The 18,948-nt window shown below is 73.4% G+C and carries 12 protein-coding genes and 2 pseudogenes; 9 read left to right on the top strand and 5 right to left on the bottom strand.

What is annotated here, in order from left to right:
• Positions 1 to 16: 16 nt before the first annotated feature.
• The gene (locus tag ACY1JF_RS02560) at positions 17 to 739 is read right to left on the bottom strand and encodes an IclR family transcriptional regulator (protein WP_462703290.1); all 723 of its coding nucleotides are present in this window, start codon (positions 737 to 739) and stop codon (positions 17 to 19) included.
• A complete protein-coding gene (locus ACY1JF_RS02555) occupies positions 730 to 2,205 on the bottom strand; it encodes an APC family permease (RefSeq protein WP_462703480.1) in 1,476 nt (491 codons plus the stop codon). Before ACY1JF_RS02555 ends, ACY1JF_RS02560 begins: the two co-directional genes overlap by 10 nt.
• Positions 2,206 to 2,428: 223 nt before the next feature.
• Between ACY1JF_RS02555 and ACY1JF_RS02550 the strand changes: the two genes are divergently transcribed.
• The 4 genes and pseudogenes from ACY1JF_RS02550 to ACY1JF_RS02535 all read left to right on the top strand — a co-directional run.
• A complete protein-coding gene (locus ACY1JF_RS02550; protein WP_462703288.1) occupies positions 2,429 to 3,874 on the top strand; it encodes an APC family permease in 1,446 nt (481 codons plus the stop codon).
• A gap of 91 nt (positions 3,875 to 3,965) precedes the next feature.
• Positions 3,966 to 5,933, top strand: coding sequence for a primary-amine oxidase (locus tag ACY1JF_RS02545; protein ID WP_462703287.1), 1,968 nt, complete (start codon positions 3,966 to 3,968; stop codon positions 5,931 to 5,933).
• A 38-nt stretch (positions 5,934 to 5,971) separates the two neighbouring features.
• The gene (locus ACY1JF_RS02540; RefSeq protein ID WP_462703286.1) at positions 5,972 to 6,382 is read left to right on the top strand and encodes a hypothetical protein; all 411 of its coding nucleotides are present in this window, start codon (positions 5,972 to 5,974) and stop codon (positions 6,380 to 6,382) included.
• A gap of 135 nt (positions 6,383 to 6,517) precedes the next feature.
• Positions 6,518 to 6,763: pseudogene (locus ACY1JF_RS02535) on the top strand (molybdopterin-dependent oxidoreductase); the annotation flags it as partial.
• On the opposite strand, the gene ACY1JF_RS02530 reads toward ACY1JF_RS02535, so the two are convergent.
• Positions 6,717 to 7,232, bottom strand: coding sequence for a carboxylesterase family protein (locus ACY1JF_RS02530; protein ID WP_462703285.1), 516 nt, complete (start codon positions 7,230 to 7,232; stop codon positions 6,717 to 6,719). The pseudogene ACY1JF_RS02535 and the gene ACY1JF_RS02530 sit on opposite strands and share 47 nt — an antisense overlap.
• A 90-nt stretch (positions 7,233 to 7,322) precedes the next feature.
• Positions 7,323 to 8,156, bottom strand: a complete 834-nt coding sequence (locus ACY1JF_RS02525) for an SDR family oxidoreductase (protein ID WP_462703284.1) — start codon at positions 8,154 to 8,156, stop codon at positions 7,323 to 7,325.
• A 102-nt stretch (positions 8,157 to 8,258) separates the two neighbouring features.
• Between ACY1JF_RS02525 and ACY1JF_RS02520 the strand changes: the two genes are divergently transcribed.
• A complete protein-coding gene (locus tag ACY1JF_RS02520) occupies positions 8,259 to 9,074 on the top strand; it encodes a helix-turn-helix domain-containing protein (RefSeq protein ID WP_462703283.1) in 816 nt (271 codons plus the stop codon).
• 342 nt (positions 9,075 to 9,416) lie between these two features.
• Here the strand turns inward: ACY1JF_RS02520 and ACY1JF_RS02515 are convergent.
• Positions 9,417 to 10,618, bottom strand: a pseudogene (locus ACY1JF_RS02515) (recombinase zinc beta ribbon domain-containing protein); the annotation flags it as partial.
• Positions 10,619 to 10,720: 102 nt separating this feature from the next.
• Here ACY1JF_RS02515 and ACY1JF_RS02510 point away from each other — a divergent pair.
• The 4 genes from ACY1JF_RS02510 (at position 10,721) to ACY1JF_RS02495 (ending at position 18,947) form a co-directional block, all read left to right on the top strand.
• Complete coding sequence (locus ACY1JF_RS02510; RefSeq protein ID WP_462703282.1) at positions 10,721 to 11,770, top strand: hypothetical protein; 1,050 nt, start codon at positions 10,721 to 10,723, stop codon at positions 11,768 to 11,770.
• A 48-nt stretch (positions 11,771 to 11,818) separates the two neighbouring features.
• Entirely contained in the window at positions 11,819 to 12,595 is a 777-nt protein-coding gene (locus tag ACY1JF_RS02505; protein ID WP_462703281.1) for a TIGR03936 family radical SAM-associated protein, read from the top strand.
• 278 nt (positions 12,596 to 12,873) lie between these two features.
• On the top strand, positions 12,874 to 17,436 hold the full coding sequence (locus tag ACY1JF_RS02500; RefSeq protein ID WP_462703280.1) for an Rne/Rng family ribonuclease: 4,563 nt from the start codon (positions 12,874 to 12,876) through the stop codon (positions 17,434 to 17,436).
• A 401-nt stretch (positions 17,437 to 17,837) separates the two neighbouring features.
• Complete coding sequence (locus ACY1JF_RS02495) at positions 17,838 to 18,947, top strand: DegT/DnrJ/EryC1/StrS family aminotransferase (RefSeq protein ID WP_462703279.1); 1,110 nt, start codon at positions 17,838 to 17,840, stop codon at positions 18,945 to 18,947.
• Position 18,948: the final 1 nt, after the last annotated feature.

Genomic DNA, 18,948 nt, shown 5'->3' with positions numbered 1-18,948 from the left:
GACGCGTCCCGCCCGCTCAGGCCAGCAGCGGCGCCAGCCGGTCGGCGTGCGTGCGCAGCAGCGAGGTCAGCCGGCCGGTCAGGGAGTCGACGCGGTCGGCCGGCGCGCAGAGCGCGAGCCCGGCGATCAGTGCGCCGGTCGCCGGTTCCCGGACCGGGACGGCCAGGCAGCCCAGGCCGAGGCGCAGCTCCCCGAGCTGGCGGGCGACCTGCCGCTCGGCGACCGACGCCAGTTCGCCGGCCAGCTCGGCCCGGTCGGTGACCGTGCGCGCGGTCAGCCGCGGCAGCGCGGACCGGCCGTCGCCGCCGGTGCCGCCCTGTTCGGCCAGCAGCAGTTTGCCGAGCGACGACGCGTGCGGATGCCGGGTGAGGAGTGCCGCGTCGGCCGGCGGATGGTCCGGGTCGGGGTCGGCCAGCGCCAGCCGGCCACCCGGATACGCGGCCAGGTGCACGCCCCAGCGGGTCCGCTCACGCAGCTCGGCGAGCACGGCCCGGGCCGCGGTGCTGGGCCGGGGGACCACCGGCGGCGCCAGCCGGGCCGCACGGCGGCCGACGGCGAAACCGTGCAGATCGGGCAGCCGGACCAGGTACTCCTCCGCCACGAGCAGATTGAGCAGGCGGTAGGTCGTCGCCGGGGGCAGCCGCAGCGCCGCGCAGATCTCCCGCGCGGTGACGCCTGGCCCGGCGGCCACCACCTCCTCCAGCACGCGCAGCGCGTTGCGCGGGGCGCTCACCGCCACCGGCCCGGGACGGTGACCGGTACGGCGGCGGCATCGGGCAGGTCGGCGAGCGACGTCTCGTCGTACACGCCGATCCCGGCCAGCCGTTCGGGCAGCCGGTGCCGCAGCCACAGGTACCAGGCCAGCGCGGACGCGACGAGCACGGCGAAGACCGCGGCGGCGGCGGGCGTGGCCCTGGAGACGGTGAACGCGCCCAGCACGGCCGCCAGCACCGGGACCACGCCCAGCGCCGCGGCCACCGGTGCCGCCGTGGACTCGCCCAGCCCGCGCAGGAAGAACGGTACGGCCAGACAGACCAGCAGGTACGCCACCAGGTAGCCGACGGTGGCCGCCTGGAGCAGACCGCGCAGCACCTGCCCGGCCGGCACGCCGCAGGCCAGCATCAGCAGCGGTGGTGCGCTCGTCACCGGCAGCACCAGGGCGACGGCGACGTGCGGCGTGCGGTGCGCGGGGTGGGTGCGGCACAGCGCGGCGGGCGCGATGCCCTCGGTGCCGAGTGAGTACAGCACGCGGACGAGGGCGTTGGCCGTCGCCAGGGCACAGGCCAGGAAGGAGGCGGCCAGACCGGCGTCGAGCAGCCGCCCGATCCACGCCAGGAGCGCCGGGGCGGCAGTCGCGGTGGTCCGGCCGCCGTCCCCCAGCCCCGCCTGGACGACCGCCGCGCCCAGGTACATGAGCCCGGTGAGCGCGGCCGTCCAGGTCACCGCGCGCGGCACGCTGCGGTAGGGACGGCGGGCCTCCACCCCGAGGGCCGTCGCCGCCTCGAACCCGATGAAGGAGCCCAGCGAGGGCACCACCGCCGCGGCCACCGCGCCGGCGTCGCCGGGCGGGCGGACGGCGTGCGCGACGTCGCCGTGCCAGGACACCCCGTCCAGCAGCAGACCGAACACGGTGAGGATCAGCGCGATGGAGACACCCTCCACCAGCAGCGCCACCCGCGCGGACAGCCGCACCCCGCGCCACACGCAACCCGCGACCGCGCAGCCCAGCACCGGGACCAGGACGGCCACCGCCACCCCGGACGGTCCCGTCCCGCCGACCGCACCGGCCACCTGCGCCGAGCGCCCGAACAGGGCCGCGAGGTGCACCGCCGCCCCGGTGAGCGTGGCCGCCACCAGCAGGGCGTAACCGGCGAGCAACGCGCACGCGGCGGCGAACGCACCCGTCGGCCCCAGCCCCTTGGCGGCCAGGCTGTACAACGAGCCGGCCGCCGCCATCCGCCGGGTGAACTGGCCGATGCACCCGGCGACGAGCAGCGCCACGACGGTGGCGGCCAGACACGCCCACACGCCGGCGGCGCCGCCCGCGGTGGCCGCGACCATCGCCGGGGTGGTGGCCATCCCGGCGGCCGGAGCGGTGGCCGACACCGACTGCGCGAACACCTGGACCGGTCCCAGGGTGCGCCGGTCCAGGCCGGGCAGGCGGGGGCCCGCCCGGACACCCGCGGGTTTCGCGTACATCATCATGAACGCCACCCAACCGGCATTCGGGACAGCGCGTGTGACGGCCGTGTGTCCGGTGCGTTTCTCGAGGTGGGAACGGTGTGTGAGGTTTTTCTCGGCGTGGGTGACGGCGGTTTGACGGACGGGTGACGGGCCGGCAACGGCGGTCGGCGAGGGTCGTCCTCAGTTCCCGAGGGCACCCCCTCGGTCCCGTCAGGTCCCCTTCAGTCCCGTACGTGGAGGTGCGATGTCCACCGTGGCCGGCGAGCGCGCGGCGCCCGCCCTGACCGGCTCCCTGGGCGCCGGTTCCATCGTCTTCATGGTGGTGGCCGCGGCCGCCCCGCTCACCGTCGTCGGCGGTGCCGTACCGCTGGGCATCGCGCTCGGCGACGGAGCCGCCTTCCCCGCCACCTTCGTCCTGTGCTGCGCGGTTCTGCTGCTGTTCGCCGTCGGCTACGCCGCGATGAGCCGCCACGTCCCGCGGGCCGGTGCCTTCTACACCTACGTGCGGCACGGCCTCGGCCGGCCCGCCGGACAGGGCGCCGCCTACCTGGCCCTGGCCACCTACACCGCCGTCCAGCTGTCCGTCTACGGTTACTTCGGGTCGGTCGCCACCGACTTGGTGCGGCACTACGGGGGTCCTGCCCTGCCCTGGTGGCTGTGGTCGGCGCTGGCCCTGGCCGGGGTCGGCGTGCTCGGCTACCGGCGCATCGAACTGAGCGGCAAGGTGCTGGGCGTCCTGCTGGTGTGCGAGGTGGGCATCGTCCTGGCCCTGGATGCCGTGGTCACCGCCCGGGGCGGCGCGGCCGGGCTGTCGACGGCGTTCCTGCGGCCCGAGCAGGTCACGTCCGGGTCGTTCGGGCTCGGTCTGGTCTTCGCCGTCGCCAGCTTCCTGGGCTTCGAGGCCACCGCGGTCTTCCGGGACGAGGCCCGCGACCCGACGCGCACGATCCCGCGTGCCACCTATCTGTCGTTGCTGCTCATCGGCGTCTTCTACACGCTGTCGAGTTGGGCGGTCGTGTCGGCCTGGGGCGACGAACGGGCCGTCGCGGCGGCCGTCGCCGACCCGGGCGGCATGCTGCTGACCACGGTACGCGGCCAACTCGGCGGTATGGCCTCGGACGTCACGCAGGTCCTGCTGCTGACCAGTCTGTTCGCCGCCCTGCTGTCCTTCCACAACGTACTGGCCCGCTACGGCTTCTCCCTCGGCGGCTCCGGCGCGCTGCCCCGGCCGTGCGCGGCCCGCCACACCCGGCACGGCTCTCCGCACGTCTCCTCGTCGCTCCAGACTGCCTGCGCCGCCGTGCTGCTGGCGGTCTGCGCGGCCACCGGTCTGGACCCGGTCACCCAGGTCTTCGCCTGGCTCTCGGGCACCGCCACCCTCGGCGCCCTCGCGCTGATGGCCCTGACCTGCTTGGCGGTGATCGTCTACTTCCGCCGCACCGGCACCGACCGGCGGCTCTGGCACACCCTGGCGGCCCCCGGACTCGGCCTGGGAGGTCTGGCTGCCTGCCTGGTCCTGGCGGTCGCCAACTTCCCCCTCCTGATCGGCGGTTCGACCGCACTCGCCACCGTGCTGGGGGTGGTGCTGGTGCTGTCCTTCGCGGTGGGCGTCGGCCGCGCGCTGCGCGGCCGACGGCGACCCGCGCCGGAGCCCACCGCCGGGGACCCGGCGGTCCCGGAGACCGTCTGAACCGCCACCGGCCCGCCCCCCGGCCACCGCCAACCCTCAGCCACCCGACTCGCCCACCCGACCCACACACCAACCCGCGAAGGACCCCCCGATGACCGACATCACCCTCGCCCCCGAGCACCCCGGCACGCCGGTGGCCCCCGCCCCGGTCGTGGACCACCCGCTGTCCCCGCTGACGCCCGGCGAGATCGACAGTGCCCGCCGCGCCGCCGAGGCCGCCGGGCTGGTCACCGGCACGACCCGTTTCGTCTATGTCGGCCTCGACGAGGCACCCAAGGCGGAACTGCTCGCCCACCGCGCCGGTGACCCGGTACGACGCCGCGTCCGCATGATCCTCCTCGACCGGGCCACCGGCGCCGGCACCGTGGCCACCGCCGACGTCACCGCGGGCGCCGAGCCCACGATCGTCGACGCGACGCCGGTCGACGCCACCGGACAGGGCCAGACGCCCATCCTCGACGAGGAGTTCGAGGACATCGAGGCGATCCTGCTGCGCAGCGGGGACTGGCTCGCCGCCCTCGCCCGGCGCGACATCGACCCCCACAAGGTGCGCGCCGTACCGCTGTCCGCGGGCAACTTCGGCCACGACGACGAGACCGGCCGACGGGTCTGCCGGGTCCTGGCCTTCCTCCAGCTCGACGAGGCCGACCTGCCGTGGGCGCACCCCATCGACGGCGTCTGCGCCTACATCGACCTCACCGCCGGGGAGGTCTTCAAGGTCGTCGACAGCGCCGACCTGCCGGTGCCCATGGAACGCGGCGAGTGGAACGCCGAGCCGCACGCGTCACCGCAGCGCACCGACCTGAAGCCGCTGGAGATCACCCAGCCCGACGGCCCCAGCTTCACCGTCGACGGCAATCTGATCACCTGGGCCGACTGGTCCTTCCGCTTCACCTTCGACGTGCGCGAGGGACTCGTCCTGCACCAGCTCGGCTTCCGCGACGGTGACCGGGTCCGCCCCGTGGTCCACCGCGCCTCCATCCCCGAGATGGTCGTCCCCTACGGCGACCCGTCCCCGGCCCGCTACTGGATCAACTACTTCGACCAGGGCGAATACCTCTTCGGCCGCTACACCAACTCCCTGGAACTGGGCTGCGACTGCCTGGGCGAGATCACCTACTTCGACGCCGTCATCAGCGACGAGAAGGGGCACCCCCGCCGCATCAAGAACGCCATCTGCCTGCACGAGGAGGACTACGGCGTGCTGTGGAAGCACACCGACCTGTTCAACGGCATGGCCGAGACCCGCCGCTCCCGGCGGCTGGTGATCTCCTTCTTCCTCACCATCGGCAACTACGACTACGGCTTCTACTGGTCCCTCTACCTCGACGGCACCATCGAACTGGAGGCCAAGGCCACCGGGATCGTCTTCACCTCCGCCTACACCGGCCCCGAGGGCTACGCCACCCAGATGGCGCCCGGCCTCGGAGCCCCCTTCCACCAGCACCTGTTCTGCGCCCGCCTGGACATGGCGGTCGACGGCACCCGCAACACCGTCGACGAGGTCGACGCCGTGTCCGTGCCGGTCGGCGACGGCAACCCGTACGGCAACGCCTTCCGCCAGTCCCGGACCCGGCTCGTCTCCGAACGCGGGGCCCGCCGCAAGGCGGACAACCGGCGTGCCCGCACCTGGGTGATCGCCAATCCCGACCGGCAGAACCGGCTCGGTGAGGACGTCGCGTACGCCCTGCACCCCGAGGGGCAGCCGACGCTGCTGGCCGACCCCTCCAGCGCGATCGCCCGGCGCGGCGCGTTCGCCACCGAGCACCTTTGGGTCACGCAGTACGACCCGGCGCAGAAGTGGCCCGCCGGTGAGATCGTCAACCAGAGCCCCGGCGGCGACGGACTGGAGGCGTACACCGCCGGTGACCGGCCGCTGGACGGCGAGGACGTGGTGCTGTGGCACACCTTCGGCCTCACCCACTTCCCGCGTCCCGAGGACTGGCCCGTCATGCCGGTCGACTACACCGGCTTCAAGCTCCGGCCGGTCGGCTTCTTCGACCGCAACCCCGCGCTGGACGCGCCGCGCGGCACGACCTCGCACTGCCACGGCTCGTGACGGCCGTGCCGGGGCCGAGCCCCTTCCGCCCGGCGGCCGTGACCGCGGCGGCCTTCTCCGCCGTCGTCCACCTGGCCCTGCTGGGCACCCACGGCGGGGTCACCGCGGTCCTCACGCTGGTGCTGGCCCTGGCCTGCCTGGGCTGCTCGGTGATGCTGGCCCGGTCGTCGGGGCCGCGTGAGTGGACCCTGATGGCCGTGCTCGGTACCGCGATGCTCGCCCTGCACGGACTCGCGGCGGCGACCGGCTCCATGTCCATGACGCACCACACGGGCGGCGAGAACATGGAGCACATGGCGGACGCCCAGGGCTACGGCGCGCTCCTCATGTACGTCGCGTCGGCACTGGCCGCGACCGAGGTCGCCTTCGCCCTGACCGGACTGCTCGCGGACTCCGGGTCCCGCGGTGGCGGAGGCGGACGGCGGCTGCCGCGGACCACCGGCGGGTAACCCGCGGCGGGACCACGGGGCGCGCCGGGCGGAACCGGCGGCCTCCGCCAGCGCACTCGGCCTCCGCACCCCGCCCCGAGCGCGTCCTTCAGCTGATCACCAGTGCGATCACCATGGCCATGAGGTCCACGGCCGGGATGTCCGTTGCCCTGTGACCACGGGTACCCGGTGCGGGTGCTGGTGCCGTCCTGGGTGGGGATCGCCTCCGTCAAGTGGGTCGGCGACATCCAGGTGTCGGCGCAGCCCCTGTACTCGCCGTGGAACACCACCTGCTACCGGCTGTTCGGCCCGGCCTACCCGGCGGAGGGCAGCGCGCCGCTGACCCGGCAGACGGTCAAGAGCGCCTTCGAGCTGGCGAGCGGCGCGACGTTCCCGGCGGGGGAGGGCGTGGGGCCCCCGGCCCGTCGGCGTAGGCATCGTCCAGGTGACCGGCGTGCAGGAACCCGAAGGCACCGAGGCGGTAGTTGCAGCTGACGAGTACTGCTCCGTCGCGGGCGAAGGTGTTCCCCTCCGAGCCGGAGCCGGCGTTGGAGCCCATGAGGAAGCCGCCGCCGTGGATCCAGAACATCACCGGCAGGTTGGTTGCGACCTCCGGGGCCCACACGTTGACCGACAGGAAGTCCTCGCCGGTGCTCAGTCCCCGGAAAATGGGTGAGGACGGCTGGGGACAGCCCGGCCCGTAGTCGGTGCAGTCACGTACGCCCTCCCAGGGAGCGCGCGGTACGGGCGGCTCGAACGCGTTGGCGCCGAACGGCGGCTCCGCATAGGGGATGCCCTTGTACGCGGCGATCCCGTCACGCAGCTCCCCTCTGACTGTCCCCGCTGTCGTCTCGGCGTCGATCGTGTCCATGCCGTGCGCTCCATTCGGTAGGGGGTGTCTCGCCGTGAGTGGCGAGACGTCGTCAGGTGGGGATGGTGGGCGGTCGGGCCGCTGCTGTGCTCAGCTGTCGGCGTCGGTCTCGGCCGCGCTCGCCTGCTGAGGTTCGACCTGGGCGAGCCGGCCCCGCAGCGCGGCGGTGACTCCCTGGTAGGAGTCGCTGCCCAGGACGACCCTCATCGGGGCCGGCTTCTGCGCGGCGCTGTCGATGACCTTCGCCGCGACCTTCACAGGGTCGCCGGGAACCGGAATCTGGGTGTCCCTGAAGGCGCGCACCATCGCGGCCGGCGTCCCGTCGTACGCGGCCAAGGGCTCACTCAGCCGGAGGCTGCTGCCGGTGAAGGACGTCCGCGCTCCGCCGGGCTCGACGAGGGTCACCTCGATCCCGAACGGTGCGACCTCCTGGGCGAGAGCCTCCATGAAGCCCTCCACACCCCACTTGCTCGCGTGGTAGAGCGAGGCACCGGCGTGTGCGGCGAGCCCGGCGACCGACGAAATCTGGATCACCCGGCCGCCGCCCTGCGCACGCAGGTGCGGCAACACGGCCCGCGCCGTTTGGATCGAGCCGAGGAGGTTGGTGTTGATCTGATGGACGACCTGCTCGTCGGTGAACTCTTCGGCGGCACCGAACAGGCCGTAACCCGCGTTGATCACGACAACGTCGATGCGGCCGAGGTCTTCGAAGGCGGCGTCCACGACCTCGCGGACCCGCAGCAGGTCGGTGACGTCGAGGTGGCCGACCCAGAAGCGGTCCCCGTACTTGGCGCGCAGATCATCGACCGAGCCCTCCCGCCGTACTGTCCCGGCGACCCGGTCGCCGCGAGAAAGGAGCTGCTCGGCCAGCTCACGCCCGAACCCGCTGTTGACACCAGTGATGATCCACGTCTGCATCGTCATACCAACGAGCCTCACCGGCGCCAAAGAGCCCTGCCAGCTCCCCCGTGTTCCTGGTAGTGACAGGGACACCCAGAATTGATCGCGACCACATAGCCTGCCCATGTGGACAACGCCCTCGGAGACTTCCTGCGTGCACGACGCGAACAGGTCACCCCCGCCGATGCGGGCCTGCCGCCCGGGCACGGGTTGCGCCGGGTGACCGGTCTGCGCCGCGAGGAGGTCGCCATGCTGGCAGGCATCAGCGCCGAGTACTACCTGCGCCTGGAACAAGGCCGCGACCGCAACCCCTCGGCCCAGGTACTCGATGCGCTCGCCCAGGTCCTCCAGCTGGATACGGAGGGCACGGCCTACCTGCTGTCCCTCGCCGCCCCGAAACCGCGCCGCGGCCTCGACCTTCCCGACGAGCGCCTGCCTTCGGGGCTCGACATGCTCCTGCGGACCCTCAACGTGCCCGCGTTCGTCTTCAACCAGTACAGCGATGTCCTGGCCGCCAACCGACTGGCCCGGGCACTGTCACCGGATCTGGCGCCCGGAACGAACCGGCTGCGCGCCCTCTTCACCGAGGAGGCGCTCCAGGAGTACCACGCCGACTGGGAGCACTACACGGCCGTCGCCGTTGCCCACCTGCGCGCCACGATCGGCACACAGAACGACGACGAGCGCTTCCAAGCTCTGATCGGGGAGATGTCCCTCAAGAGCGACCGGTTCCGTCAGCTGTGGGCACGCCACGATGTGCGTTCCGCGGCCGAGGCCATGTTCCGGATACAGCATCCACAGGTCGGCTCCCTCGAACTGCTGGTCGAGAAGTTCCAGATGGTGGGGGCCAGCAAGCTGGAGATGATGCTCCTGCACGCCGAGCCCGGCACCCGCTCGGCCGAAGCTCTGTCCCTGCTCGCTTCCCTCGACGCGTCTTCCTGACACCGCATCGGCCCGGCCCATGAGGACGCTGGTCCTCATGGGCCGGGCCGATGCGTGGTCGTGCGCCTCAACTGCGTCGACCAGCCGGTCGTCGTACGCGGACTCGCGGAGTGCCGACGGCTCAGCGCTGATGCCAGGCATGGGGAGGCGAGGGCTGATCACTCCTCTGCCCGAACTTGAGCCTGCGAACGACAGAGCCACAGGACTGATCGAAAGCGAGATCGTGATCGTGGATGAGGACGGCACGGAAGAACCGTTCGACGCCACTACATGGTTCGAGTGAGACGTAAAGCCGCCTCCCTGCGTGACGGGAAGGCGGCTTCGTCCTTGTGTGGCCCGGGGTCAGAAGGCCTGCGCGAAGTCGTCCTCGCGGATCACGAGCCGTTCACGTACGTCCTTCGGGATCAGCAAGCGAAGGTGCACCTTCGGCGCCCGGACCTTCGGCACCTTCGTACGGGTGACCTCGCAGCGGATGCCGACTCGGTACAGGTCTGCGGACATGGCCTCCATGCCGCCTTCCTGCCAGTGCTCACGGAAGGTCTTGCCGCCGTGGACGTCGACCCACCGGTCCCTCGCCGTCTCGGGGTCGATGGACTCCAACTCCCCGATGAGCTTGTCGAGCGTTGCCTCTGCCTGTTCCTTCGTGAACCGGGTCTCGTGTACCGGCCTCCAGGTTCGAGCTCCTTCATGTACAGCGCGATGGAGTCCTGCAGCCGCTTGATCTGCTTCCGTGCCTCGGCGCCCTCCGCGTACTGGCGTACCTGCACGGGGAAGTCTCCGAGGACCTTGAGCACGTCCTCCACCAGACGCTCGTAGATCCGCTCGGGGTCGGGTGCCCCGAGCCCGCGGCTCTTGCGGTTGCGGCACCGTAGGTACTGCTAGGTCCCGTACGTGTTGTTCGTGATCTGAACCGTCATGTTCGTCTTGCAGTCGGCGCACAGGAGAACGCAGAGGAACTGGGTCGCTCCACCGACACGGCGGGGAGGCTGGTTCTTCTTGCGCTTGTCCAGAGCGGCGCCGAGGGCCTCGAACTCCTCCTCAGTGAAGATGGGGGAAGCGACCTTGATCGGCCTGCCGTCCTTGCCGAGGACCGGCTTCGAACGTCGCTGTCCTCCGTTCTTGTCCTCTTCTCCGCGGTAGCCGAGGAGTGCCGGGTCGCGGAGACGGCGGAGGAGAGTCGCCACGGTGAGCCCTTGGCTCATGAGGCCGGACCGCTTCAGGCAGCGCACCATGAAGCGGGCGGAGCGTCCCCGAAGCGCCATGCGCCGAGCCCAGTGCAGTGCCTTGTACGCCTCGGGATCGATGGCGAGAACGACCTTCCCCGCGTCGTCCTCGTCCGTGACGTAGCCGTACGCCGGCTTCCCGACGAGCCAGTCCTCCTGAGACTTCGCGTAGTCCCACGGGCTCGTGACGCGCGTGGAGGTGTTGGCCGCTTCGATCTCGGCGATGCCACCGATGACCGTGACCATGATCTTTCCGGCGGTCGTCGTGAGGTCGAGGCTGTCGTTCTTCGAGACCAGATTCTTCCCGCGCTTCAGGCTCCAGATGGATATCAGTATTCAAATCGGACCAACCGGTAAGAAGCTGCTGCCGCTGACGGTGAAGTAGTCCGCATCCGAAAAGGCCGCTCAGGCGTCTACTTCGGTATGGATCTCGAGAAGCCGCCCCGGGGCGAGCGGGACGTGGCGCCCGTGGCGGGGCGGTCCCCCGAAGGGTGCCTCACCGTCGCCGTCCGCGTCCCGGTGCGGGTCGTGGCGCTCGTGCTGGTGCTGCCGGTGCGGATGGCGTGGGACGCGCTGGTGGCCGCCGGGCGGTTCCTGGGGCGCACGGTGTTCCGGCCCCTGGGGCGGGCGGTGCTGTGGCTGGCGCGGGCGGTGTTCGTCTGGCCGCTGGTGGGGCTGTGGCGGTACGTCGTGGTCCCGGTGGGCAGGGCGCTGGGGTGGCTCGGGGCCGTACTGGTCGTCCGGCCGGCCCAGTGGGTGTACCGGTGGGTGCTGACGCCGGCGGGGCGCGCGGTGGTGTGGGTGTACGGCCGGCTGATCGTGCCGGTCTGGCTGGGGCTGTGGGCCGCCCTCGGCCGGCTGGCGCGGTATCTGGTCCTGCTCCCGTTGGGGTGGGTGTACCGGTGGGTGCTGACGCCCGTCGGGCACGCGCTCGCCTGGTGCGGCCGGGCGGTGGCGTGGTGCGTGCGCGTGGTCGTCACCGGGATCGGTGCGGCCCTGTACTGGACCGCACGGGTGCTGCTGGTGCTGCCCGCCCTCGCCCTGTGGCGGTGGGTGCTGGTGCCCGTCGGCCGGGTCCTGGCCGTGATCGGGCGGGAGGTCGGGGCCGCCCTCGGCCATGCCTGGCGGATCGCCGGGTACGTCTCCGTGGCGGTCGGACGGTTCCTCGGGACGCTGGTGCGCCTGGTCTTCGTGGAGCCGGTGCGCTGGGTGTACCGGACGGTGCTGACGCCCGTGGGACACCTGGTGCGGGACTGGGTCCTGCGGCCGGTCGCCGAGGCGGTGCGCGGTGCCGGCCGGGCCGTGCGGCAGGGCTTCGCCTCCGTGCGGGCCTCGGTGCGGCAGGCGCGGGCCGATGTGCGGCGGGCGCTGTTCGGGGCGCCCCGGCAGCCCCCGCCGGTGGACCGGCGGGAACCTTCCGGTGCCGAGGCACGTACTCTTGGTAGTAGTAGGACCGCTCTCACGAAGGACTGAACGACACTGGGCAAGCGACAGCCCGAAGGCCCGCCGCCGGTACCCGCGGTGCAGCGCATCCGATTGCGCTACACCAAGCGCGGCCGCCTCCGGTTCACCAGCCACCGTGATTTCCAGCGCGCCTTCGAGCGTGCGCTGCGCCGTGCCGAGGTGCCGATGGCGTACTCGGCGGGGTTCACCCCGCACCCGAAGGTGTCGTACGCCAATGCCGCACCCACCGGCACGGGCAGTGAGGCGGAGTACCTGGAGATCGCGCTCACCTCGGCGCGCGACCCGGAGCAGCTGAGAGCCCTCCTCGACGCGTCCCTGCCCGCCGGGCTCGACGTCGTCGACGCGGTCGAGGCCCGGACCTCCGGACTCGCCGACCGGCTGACGGCTTCCGAGTGGGAGCTGCGGCTGGCCGGGGTGGACCCGGCCGAGGCCGGCCGCGCGGTGGACGCCTTCAACGAGGCGCCCGCCGTGGAGGTGCAGCGCCGTACCAAGAACGGTGTGCGCACCTTCGACGCCCGCTCCGCCGTCGTGCGTCTGGAGAGCGTCCAGGCGCACGGTTCACAGGCTGATAGGCCGAGTGACCAGCCCTGTGCGATACTGCGGCTGGTTGTTCGGCACGTGACGCCTGCCGTGCGACCCGACGACGTCCTGTCCGGTCTCCGCGCCGTGGCCGACCTGGCGCCGCCGGTCCCCGTAGCGGTGACCAGGCTGGCGCAGGGGCTGCTCGATGAAGAGACCGGCACGGTGACCGACCCGCTCGCGCCCGACCGCGAGGCAGTAGCGACCGAGCCGCAGACGGCCGCCGCGACCGCCGCCGCGACGGCGCCCGCGTAGGGAAGGTCCCGTGGAGGGACGCACGTCGTAAGCGCCGCCGTCGGACTCGGGAGCCACCTGGGCCGGGCAGCGCCACCGACCACAAGACTTTCGCCAGGCCGTACGCGACAAGGTCGTACGGAACCGGTGAGACAGGACACAGCGAGCTCCCGAGCGGCGCCCGCGCCAACGGACGGCGGCACCCGCGCAGAGCGCGAGCCGCGGACGTCACCGGAGGTCGACGAGATCGACACCGGGCCAGGCGCGGCGCCCGGGAGCCTGACGGGAGATACGCCCGCATGCTCGAACCGACCGAATCCACGGAGTCCGTGACCGGCTCCGCATCCGACAACACCCCCGGCGACACCCTGCCGCCGCGCCGTCGGCGCCGGGTGGCTTCCCGGCCGGCGGGACCGCCGGCCGGCTCCTCCGGTACTCCGGCGGAGACCGTGGAACCCGCCGTTCCGGCCGCCGGTACCGGCCTCGCCGACGAGGCCGGGGACGAGGTCCTCGACGAGACCGTCGAGGAGGCCGTGGAGAAGGCGGAGGAGACCGAGCCGGCCGAGAGGCCGGTGGAGGAGCCCGCCGCCCGCCCGCGCCGCCGAGCGGTGCGCCGCGCCTCCGCGCCCGCCGGGGCCCCCTCGTCCGCGGCGGCCGCCGAGACCGTGGTCCCCGCGACTCCCGCAGCCGAGGCGGCACCGGCCCGGCCCGTGGCGGCAGAGCCCGCCGCTGCTGCCGAGCCCGCCGTCTCCGCCGCCTCCTCGGCGTCCGACGAGGGTGCCGCCGCTCCGCGCCGGACGCGTCGGCGTGCCACCCGCAGCGCGTCGGCGCCGGTGGCGGCGGCTGACAGCGCCGGGGCGTCCGTGACGTCCGAGGCGGCGTCCGGGACTTCCTGGGCGGCGGCTGCCGAGCCCGCCGCCGCTGCCGAGCCCGCCGCGTCCGCCGTCTCCTCGGCGTCCGACGAGGGTGCCGCCGCTCCGCGCCGGACGCGTCGGCGTGCCACCCGCAGCGTGTCCGCGCCTGCGGCGACCACTGAGGGCACTGAGACGTCCGAGGCGGCCGAGACCGCCAAGACCGCCGGGACCCCCGCGACCCCCGCACCGGAACCCGAGACGCCCGCGGCTTCCGAGGCGCCGGCTGCCGAGAGCGCCCCGCCCGCCGAGGACGCCGCTCCGCGCCGGACCCGTAGGCGGGCGACCCGTCGGGTGACCGCCCCGGTCGAGACGCCGGAGAGCACCGACGCGCCCGAGAGCGCCGAGGCCGAAGCCGGGGGCGGCGGGACGGCACGGCCCGCCGAGGTGGCCGAGGAGGCCGAGACGGCCCCCGAGACACCGGCCGCCCCCGCCGCCGAGGCCCCCGCCGAGGAGGCCGCGCCGCGTCGTTCGCGTCGCCGGGCCGTCCGCAAGGCCGCCACCGGTTTCGCCGAGCCCGCCCGGAAGGCCGGGAGCGCTCCGGCGGGGGAGGAGAGGGCGGTCCGTCCGGCCCGTCCCGCCGTCGCGCTGTTCCAGCCGCCGGTGTTCACCGAGCCCCAGTTCCAGACGCCCGAGCGGGCGGCGGCGGAGGCGGCCGCGGTGGCCGCCGGAGCCCAGGAGCCCGAGCAGGAGCCGCAGCGCACGCCGGTCGCGGAGGCCGTGGAGGAGCAGCCCGCCGGGTCGCGCCGCCGTCGCCGTCGCCGCGGTGGCGCCGACGAGGCCGCCGAGGAGCGGCCCGCCGAGCCCGTCGAGTCCGCCGAGCCCGACGCCGACGAGCCGGAGGCCGAGGCGGACGCGGAGGAGCCGGAGGAGGACACCGAGGAGGCCGACGCCGAGGAGGGCGGTTCGCGCCGCCGTCGTCGCCGGGGCGGCCGTCGCCGTCGCCGGGGCGACCTGATCGACGGCGACGCCGACCACGACACCGACGGCGCGGACGCCGACACCGAGCACCTCGCCGCCGAGCAGGCCGCGCAGGACACCGAGGACACCGCAGAGCAGGCCGACGAGGACGCCGAGGACGACGACACGGACACCCGGGGCGGTGAGGGCGCCGGCGGGTCCGGCTCCAGCAGCAGCCGTCGCCGCCGTCGCCGTCGCCGCCGGGCCGGTGACAGCTCCTCCGAGGGCGAGCCGTCCGGAGACGACCCGGAGCGCACGGTCGTCAAGGTCCGCGAGCCCCGTCCGAAGGCGGAGCCCTCCGACGAGGTGCAGTCCATCAAGGGCTCGACCCGGCTGGAGGCCAAGAAGCAGCGCCGCCGGGAAGGCCGTGAGCAGGGGCGCCGGCGCGTCCCGATCATCACCGAGGCCGAGTTCCTGGCCCGCCGCGAGGCCGTCGAGCGCGTGATGGTCGTCCGCCAGCACGGTGAGCGCACCCAGATCGGCGTCCTGGAGGACGGGGTGCTCGTCGAGCACTACGTCAACAAGGAGCAGGCCACCTCGTACGTCGGCAACGTCTACCTCGGCAAGGTGCAGAACGTCCTGCCGTCGATGGAGGCCGCCTTCATCGACATCGGCAAGGGCCGCAACGCCGTGCTCTACGCCGGTGAGGTCAACTTCGAGGCGCTGGGGATGGCGGGCGGCCCCCGCCGCATCGAGTCGGCCCTCAAGTCCGGCCAGTCGGTCCTCGTCCAGGTGACCAAGGACCCGATCGGCCACAAGGGCGCCCGGCTGACCAGCCAGGTCTCCCTCCCGGGCCGTTACCTCGTGTACGTCCCCGAGGGTTCGATGACCGGTATCAGCCGCAAGCTGCCCGACACCGAGCGGGCCCGGCTGAAGACCATCCTCAAGAAGATCGTCCCCGAGGACGCGGGCGTCATCGTGCGCACCGCCGCCGAGGGCGCCAGCGAGGACGAGCTGCGCCGCGACGTGGAGCGGCTCCAGGCGCAGTGGGAAGAGATCAAGAAGAAGGCCAAGAGCGGCAACGCGCCGACCCTGCTGTACGGCGAGCCGGACATGACCGTCCGTGTCGTCCGCGACATCTTCAACGAGGACTTCACCAAGGTCGTCGTCAGCGGCGAGGACGCCTGGCAGACCGTCCACGGGTACGTCTCCCACGTCGCCCCCGACCTGGCGGACCGTCTGCAGAAGTGGACCAGCGAGGTCGACGTCTTCGCCACGTACCGGATCGACGAGCAGCTCGCCAAGGCCCTGGACCGCAAGGTCTGGCTGCCCAGCGGCGGTTCGCTGGTGATCGACCGGACCGAGGCGATGGTCGTCGTCGACGTCAACACCGGCAAGTTCACCGGCCAGGGCGGCAACCTGGAGGAGACGGTCACCAGGAACAACCTGGAGGCGGCCGAGGAGATCGTGCGCCAGCTGCGGCTGCGCGACCTCGGCGGCATCATCGTGATCGACTTCATCGACATGGTGCTGGAGTCCAACCGGGACCTGGTCCTGCGCCGCCTGCTGGAATGCCTGGGCCGGGACCGTACGAAGCACCAGGTCGCCGAGGTGACCTCGCTGGGGCTGGTGCAGATGACCCGCAAGCGGGTCGGGCAGGGGCTGCTGGAGTCGTTCTCCGAGACCTGTGTGCACTGCAACGGCCGTGGGGTCATCGTCCACCTCGACCAGCCCTCCTCCAGCGGGAACGGCGGCGGCAAGCGCCGCAAGCGGGCCCGCGCGGGCGGCGCCGAGCAGCCGCACGAGCACGAGGCCGCGCTCACCACCGTCGACACCCCGACGGCGGAGCAGGAGGCGGAGGCCGAGGCCGAGCAGACCGCGGAGCGCGTCACCGAGCCGATCGCCCTGCCGTCGCCGGACTTCGCGCCCGACGAGGAGCTGTACAGCAGCGTCTACGAGGCGGAGGCCGCGGCCAAGCGAGGCCGGAGCCGGCGCCGGACCAGCCGGCGCGCGTCGGCCCCGGCGGGCACGCCGAAGCAGGAGGCCGTCGAGGCCCCCCGGGCCGTGGCGCCCGCCGAGTCCGACCAGGCCGATCGGGCTGCTCAGACTCCTCAGGCCGATCAGGTCGCTCAGGCTCCTCGGGCCGAGGCGCCGACGGCGCAGGACGTGACGGCGCGGGAGGAGGCCGAGCGTCCGGTGCGTCCGGAGCCGGCCGCCGAGGCGCTGGCCGAGCCCGCGGCCGTGGAGGACGCGGTGGTCGGCACGCCGCAGGAGCAGGCGGCCCCGGCCGCCGAGGCCCCGGCCGTCGCCGAGGCGCCCGTGGAGGAGGCCGCGCCCAAGGGCCGTACGCGCCGCAGGGCGACCCGCAAGGCGTCCGCCCCCGCCGGTTCGCCGGCCGGCGCGGAGGCCGCCGTGGTGACGGTCCCGGAGTCCGCCGCCCCGGTGGAGCGGGCCGAGCCGCAGGCGGCTCAGGCCGAGCGGCAGCCCGAGCCGGCGGCGGCCGAGCCCGCGCCCCCGGCCCGTCCGCGGCGCCGTGCCGTGCGCAAGGCCACCGCGCCCACCGCCGACGCGGAGGCGGCCGTCGTGGTCGTCCCGGCCGCCGAGGCCCCGGCCGCGGAGGCTCCGGCCCCCGCGGAGGCTCCGGTCGCCGCGGAGGCTCCGGCCCCTGCGGAGGCTCCGGTCGCCGAGGAGGCCGCCCCGGCCAAGAAGACCGCCCGCAAGGCGGCGAAGAAGGCCCCGGCGAAGAAGACGGCCGCCAAGAAGACGACCGCCGCGAAGAAGACGGCCGCGAAGAGGACGACGGCCAAGAAGGCGGCGTCGGAGAAGGCGGCGGCTTCCGAGGCGGCGGCGCCCGAGGAGGCGACGGTCACCGAGGCGGCCACCGAGGCCACCGAGGGGACCGCCAAGGCGGCCACCAAGACCGCCGCCAAGCGGACGACGGCGAAGAAGGCGGCGAAGACCACCAGGTCGGCCGCGAAGAAGACCACGTCGAAGAAGACCGCGGCGGCCGAGCAGTCGGCACCGTCGGTGTCGGCCACGACGGAGGACTGAGCCGGACGAAACGGCGCGGGGGGGGGGGGGGGGCCGGCCGCGGGGGGCGGGGGCCGCCCCCCGCGGGGGGGGCGGCGCCGCGCGCCCCGGGCCCCCCCCCCCCCCCCCGCCCCGTCGCGTTTTCCCGTGCTCCGGTCACGCTGTGTTCACCTTGTGACCTAGCACACGTCGAGCTGTGATTCCCCTGTTGTCTCCATGAGGAAACCCTGTGGCCATGTGCTGATAACGTGACGTCGGTCTCGGCCCATGATCAAGCGCCGCGGACCGCAGCCGATGAGGTGCCCGGCCCTTCCGGCCGGATGACGGCTGCCTTCCCACACGACGACCCAGGGGGCGGGCTTCGTGTGTCTGTGTCACGGCCCGGCGTGTCTTCACGGCCGCCGACGAGGAGGGGGATGTCGATGACCGACGCCCAGGAGTTGATACCCGCAGCCAGACCGGTGATCGGCGAGGAGGAGATCGACGCCGCCGTGCGCGTGCTGCGCGGCGGCCGGGTCGTCCAAGGCCCCGAAGTGGCGGCGTTCGAGGAGGAGTTCGGCGAGCTGGTCGACGGCCGGCACTGTGTCGCCGTCAACTCCGGCACGTCCGCGCTGCACCTGGCCCTGCTCGGCATGGGCATCGGCCCCGGCGACGAGGTCGTCGTGCCCTCGTTCTCCTTCGCGGCCTCCGCCAACGCCGTACGGCTGGTCGGTGCCGACGTGGTCTTCGCCGACATCGAGGCCGACAGCTTCTGCCTGGACCCGGCGGCCGTCGAGGCGGCCGTGACACCGCGCACCGCCGCCGTCATGCCGGTGCACCTCTACGGCCACCCCGCCGCGATGGACCGGATCACGGCCATCGCCGAGCGGCACTCGCTCGCCGTCGTGGAGGACGCCTGCCAGGCGCACGCGGCGGCCCTGAACGGCACCCCGGTCGGCGCCTTCGGCACGGCCGGGACGTTCAGCTTCTATCCGACCAAGAACATGCACAGCCTCGAGGGCGGCATGGTCACCACCGCGGACGCCCAGCTCGCCCGCACCCTGCGCCTGCTGCGCAACCAGGGGATGGAGCAGCGCTACGCCAACGAGATCGTCGGCGCCAACCTGCGCATGACCGACGTGGCCGCGGCGATCGGCCGGGTCCAGCGCCGCAAGCTGGCCGGCTGGACCGAGCGGCGCATCGCCAACGCCGCGTACCTCACCGGGCACATCAGCGCGCCGGGCGTGGTCACGCCGAGGACCGCCGAGGGCGCCCGGCACGTGTACCACCAGTACACCGTACGGGTGCGGGGCGACCGGGGCGCCGCCATGGCCCGGCTGACCGAGGCGGGGATCGGCAACGCCGTCTACTACCCGACGCCGATCCACCGGCTGAAGCCGTACTGGGAGCCGGACCAGAAGGCCGGGCGCCACTGGGACCTGCCACAGACCGAGCGGGCCGCCGCCGAGGTCGTGTCGCTGCCCGTCCACCCCGGCCTGTCGCAGGCGGACCTGGAGCGGATCGTGACCGCCGTGAACGGACTGGGGGAGTGAC

This window comes from Streptomyces sp. SYSU D01066-1 (assembly GCF_054956795.1).
Note: the sequence above shows the minus strand (reverse complement) of the source record. Positions and strands in the feature narration are given on the sequence as shown.

What these genes read in the sequence shown, in the direction of transcription:
- ACY1JF_RS02555 (WP_462703480.1), bottom strand. Translation starts at nt 2,205, where the DNA reads ATGATGATGTACGCGAAACCCGCGGGTGTCCGGGCGGGCCCCCGCCTG.
- ACY1JF_RS02550 (WP_462703288.1), top strand. Translation starts at nt 2,429, where the DNA reads ATGTCCACCGTGGCCGGCGAGCGCGCGGCGCCCGCCCTGACCGGCTCC.
- ACY1JF_RS02545 (WP_462703287.1), top strand. Translation starts at nt 3,966, where the DNA reads ATGACCGACATCACCCTCGCCCCCGAGCACCCCGGCACGCCGGTGGCC.
- ACY1JF_RS02530 (WP_462703285.1), bottom strand. Translation starts at nt 7,232, where the DNA reads ATGGACACGATCGACGCCGAGACGACAGCGGGGACAGTCAGAGGGGAG.
- ACY1JF_RS02525 (WP_462703284.1), bottom strand. Translation starts at nt 8,156, where the DNA reads ATGACGATGCAGACGTGGATCATCACTGGTGTCAACAGCGGGTTCGGG.
- ACY1JF_RS02510 (WP_462703282.1), top strand. Translation starts at nt 10,721, where the DNA reads ATGGATCTCGAGAAGCCGCCCCGGGGCGAGCGGGACGTGGCGCCCGTG.
- ACY1JF_RS02500 (WP_462703280.1), top strand. Translation starts at nt 12,874, where the DNA reads ATGCTCGAACCGACCGAATCCACGGAGTCCGTGACCGGCTCCGCATCC.
- ACY1JF_RS02495 (WP_462703279.1), top strand. Translation starts at nt 17,838, where the DNA reads ATGACCGACGCCCAGGAGTTGATACCCGCAGCCAGACCGGTGATCGGC.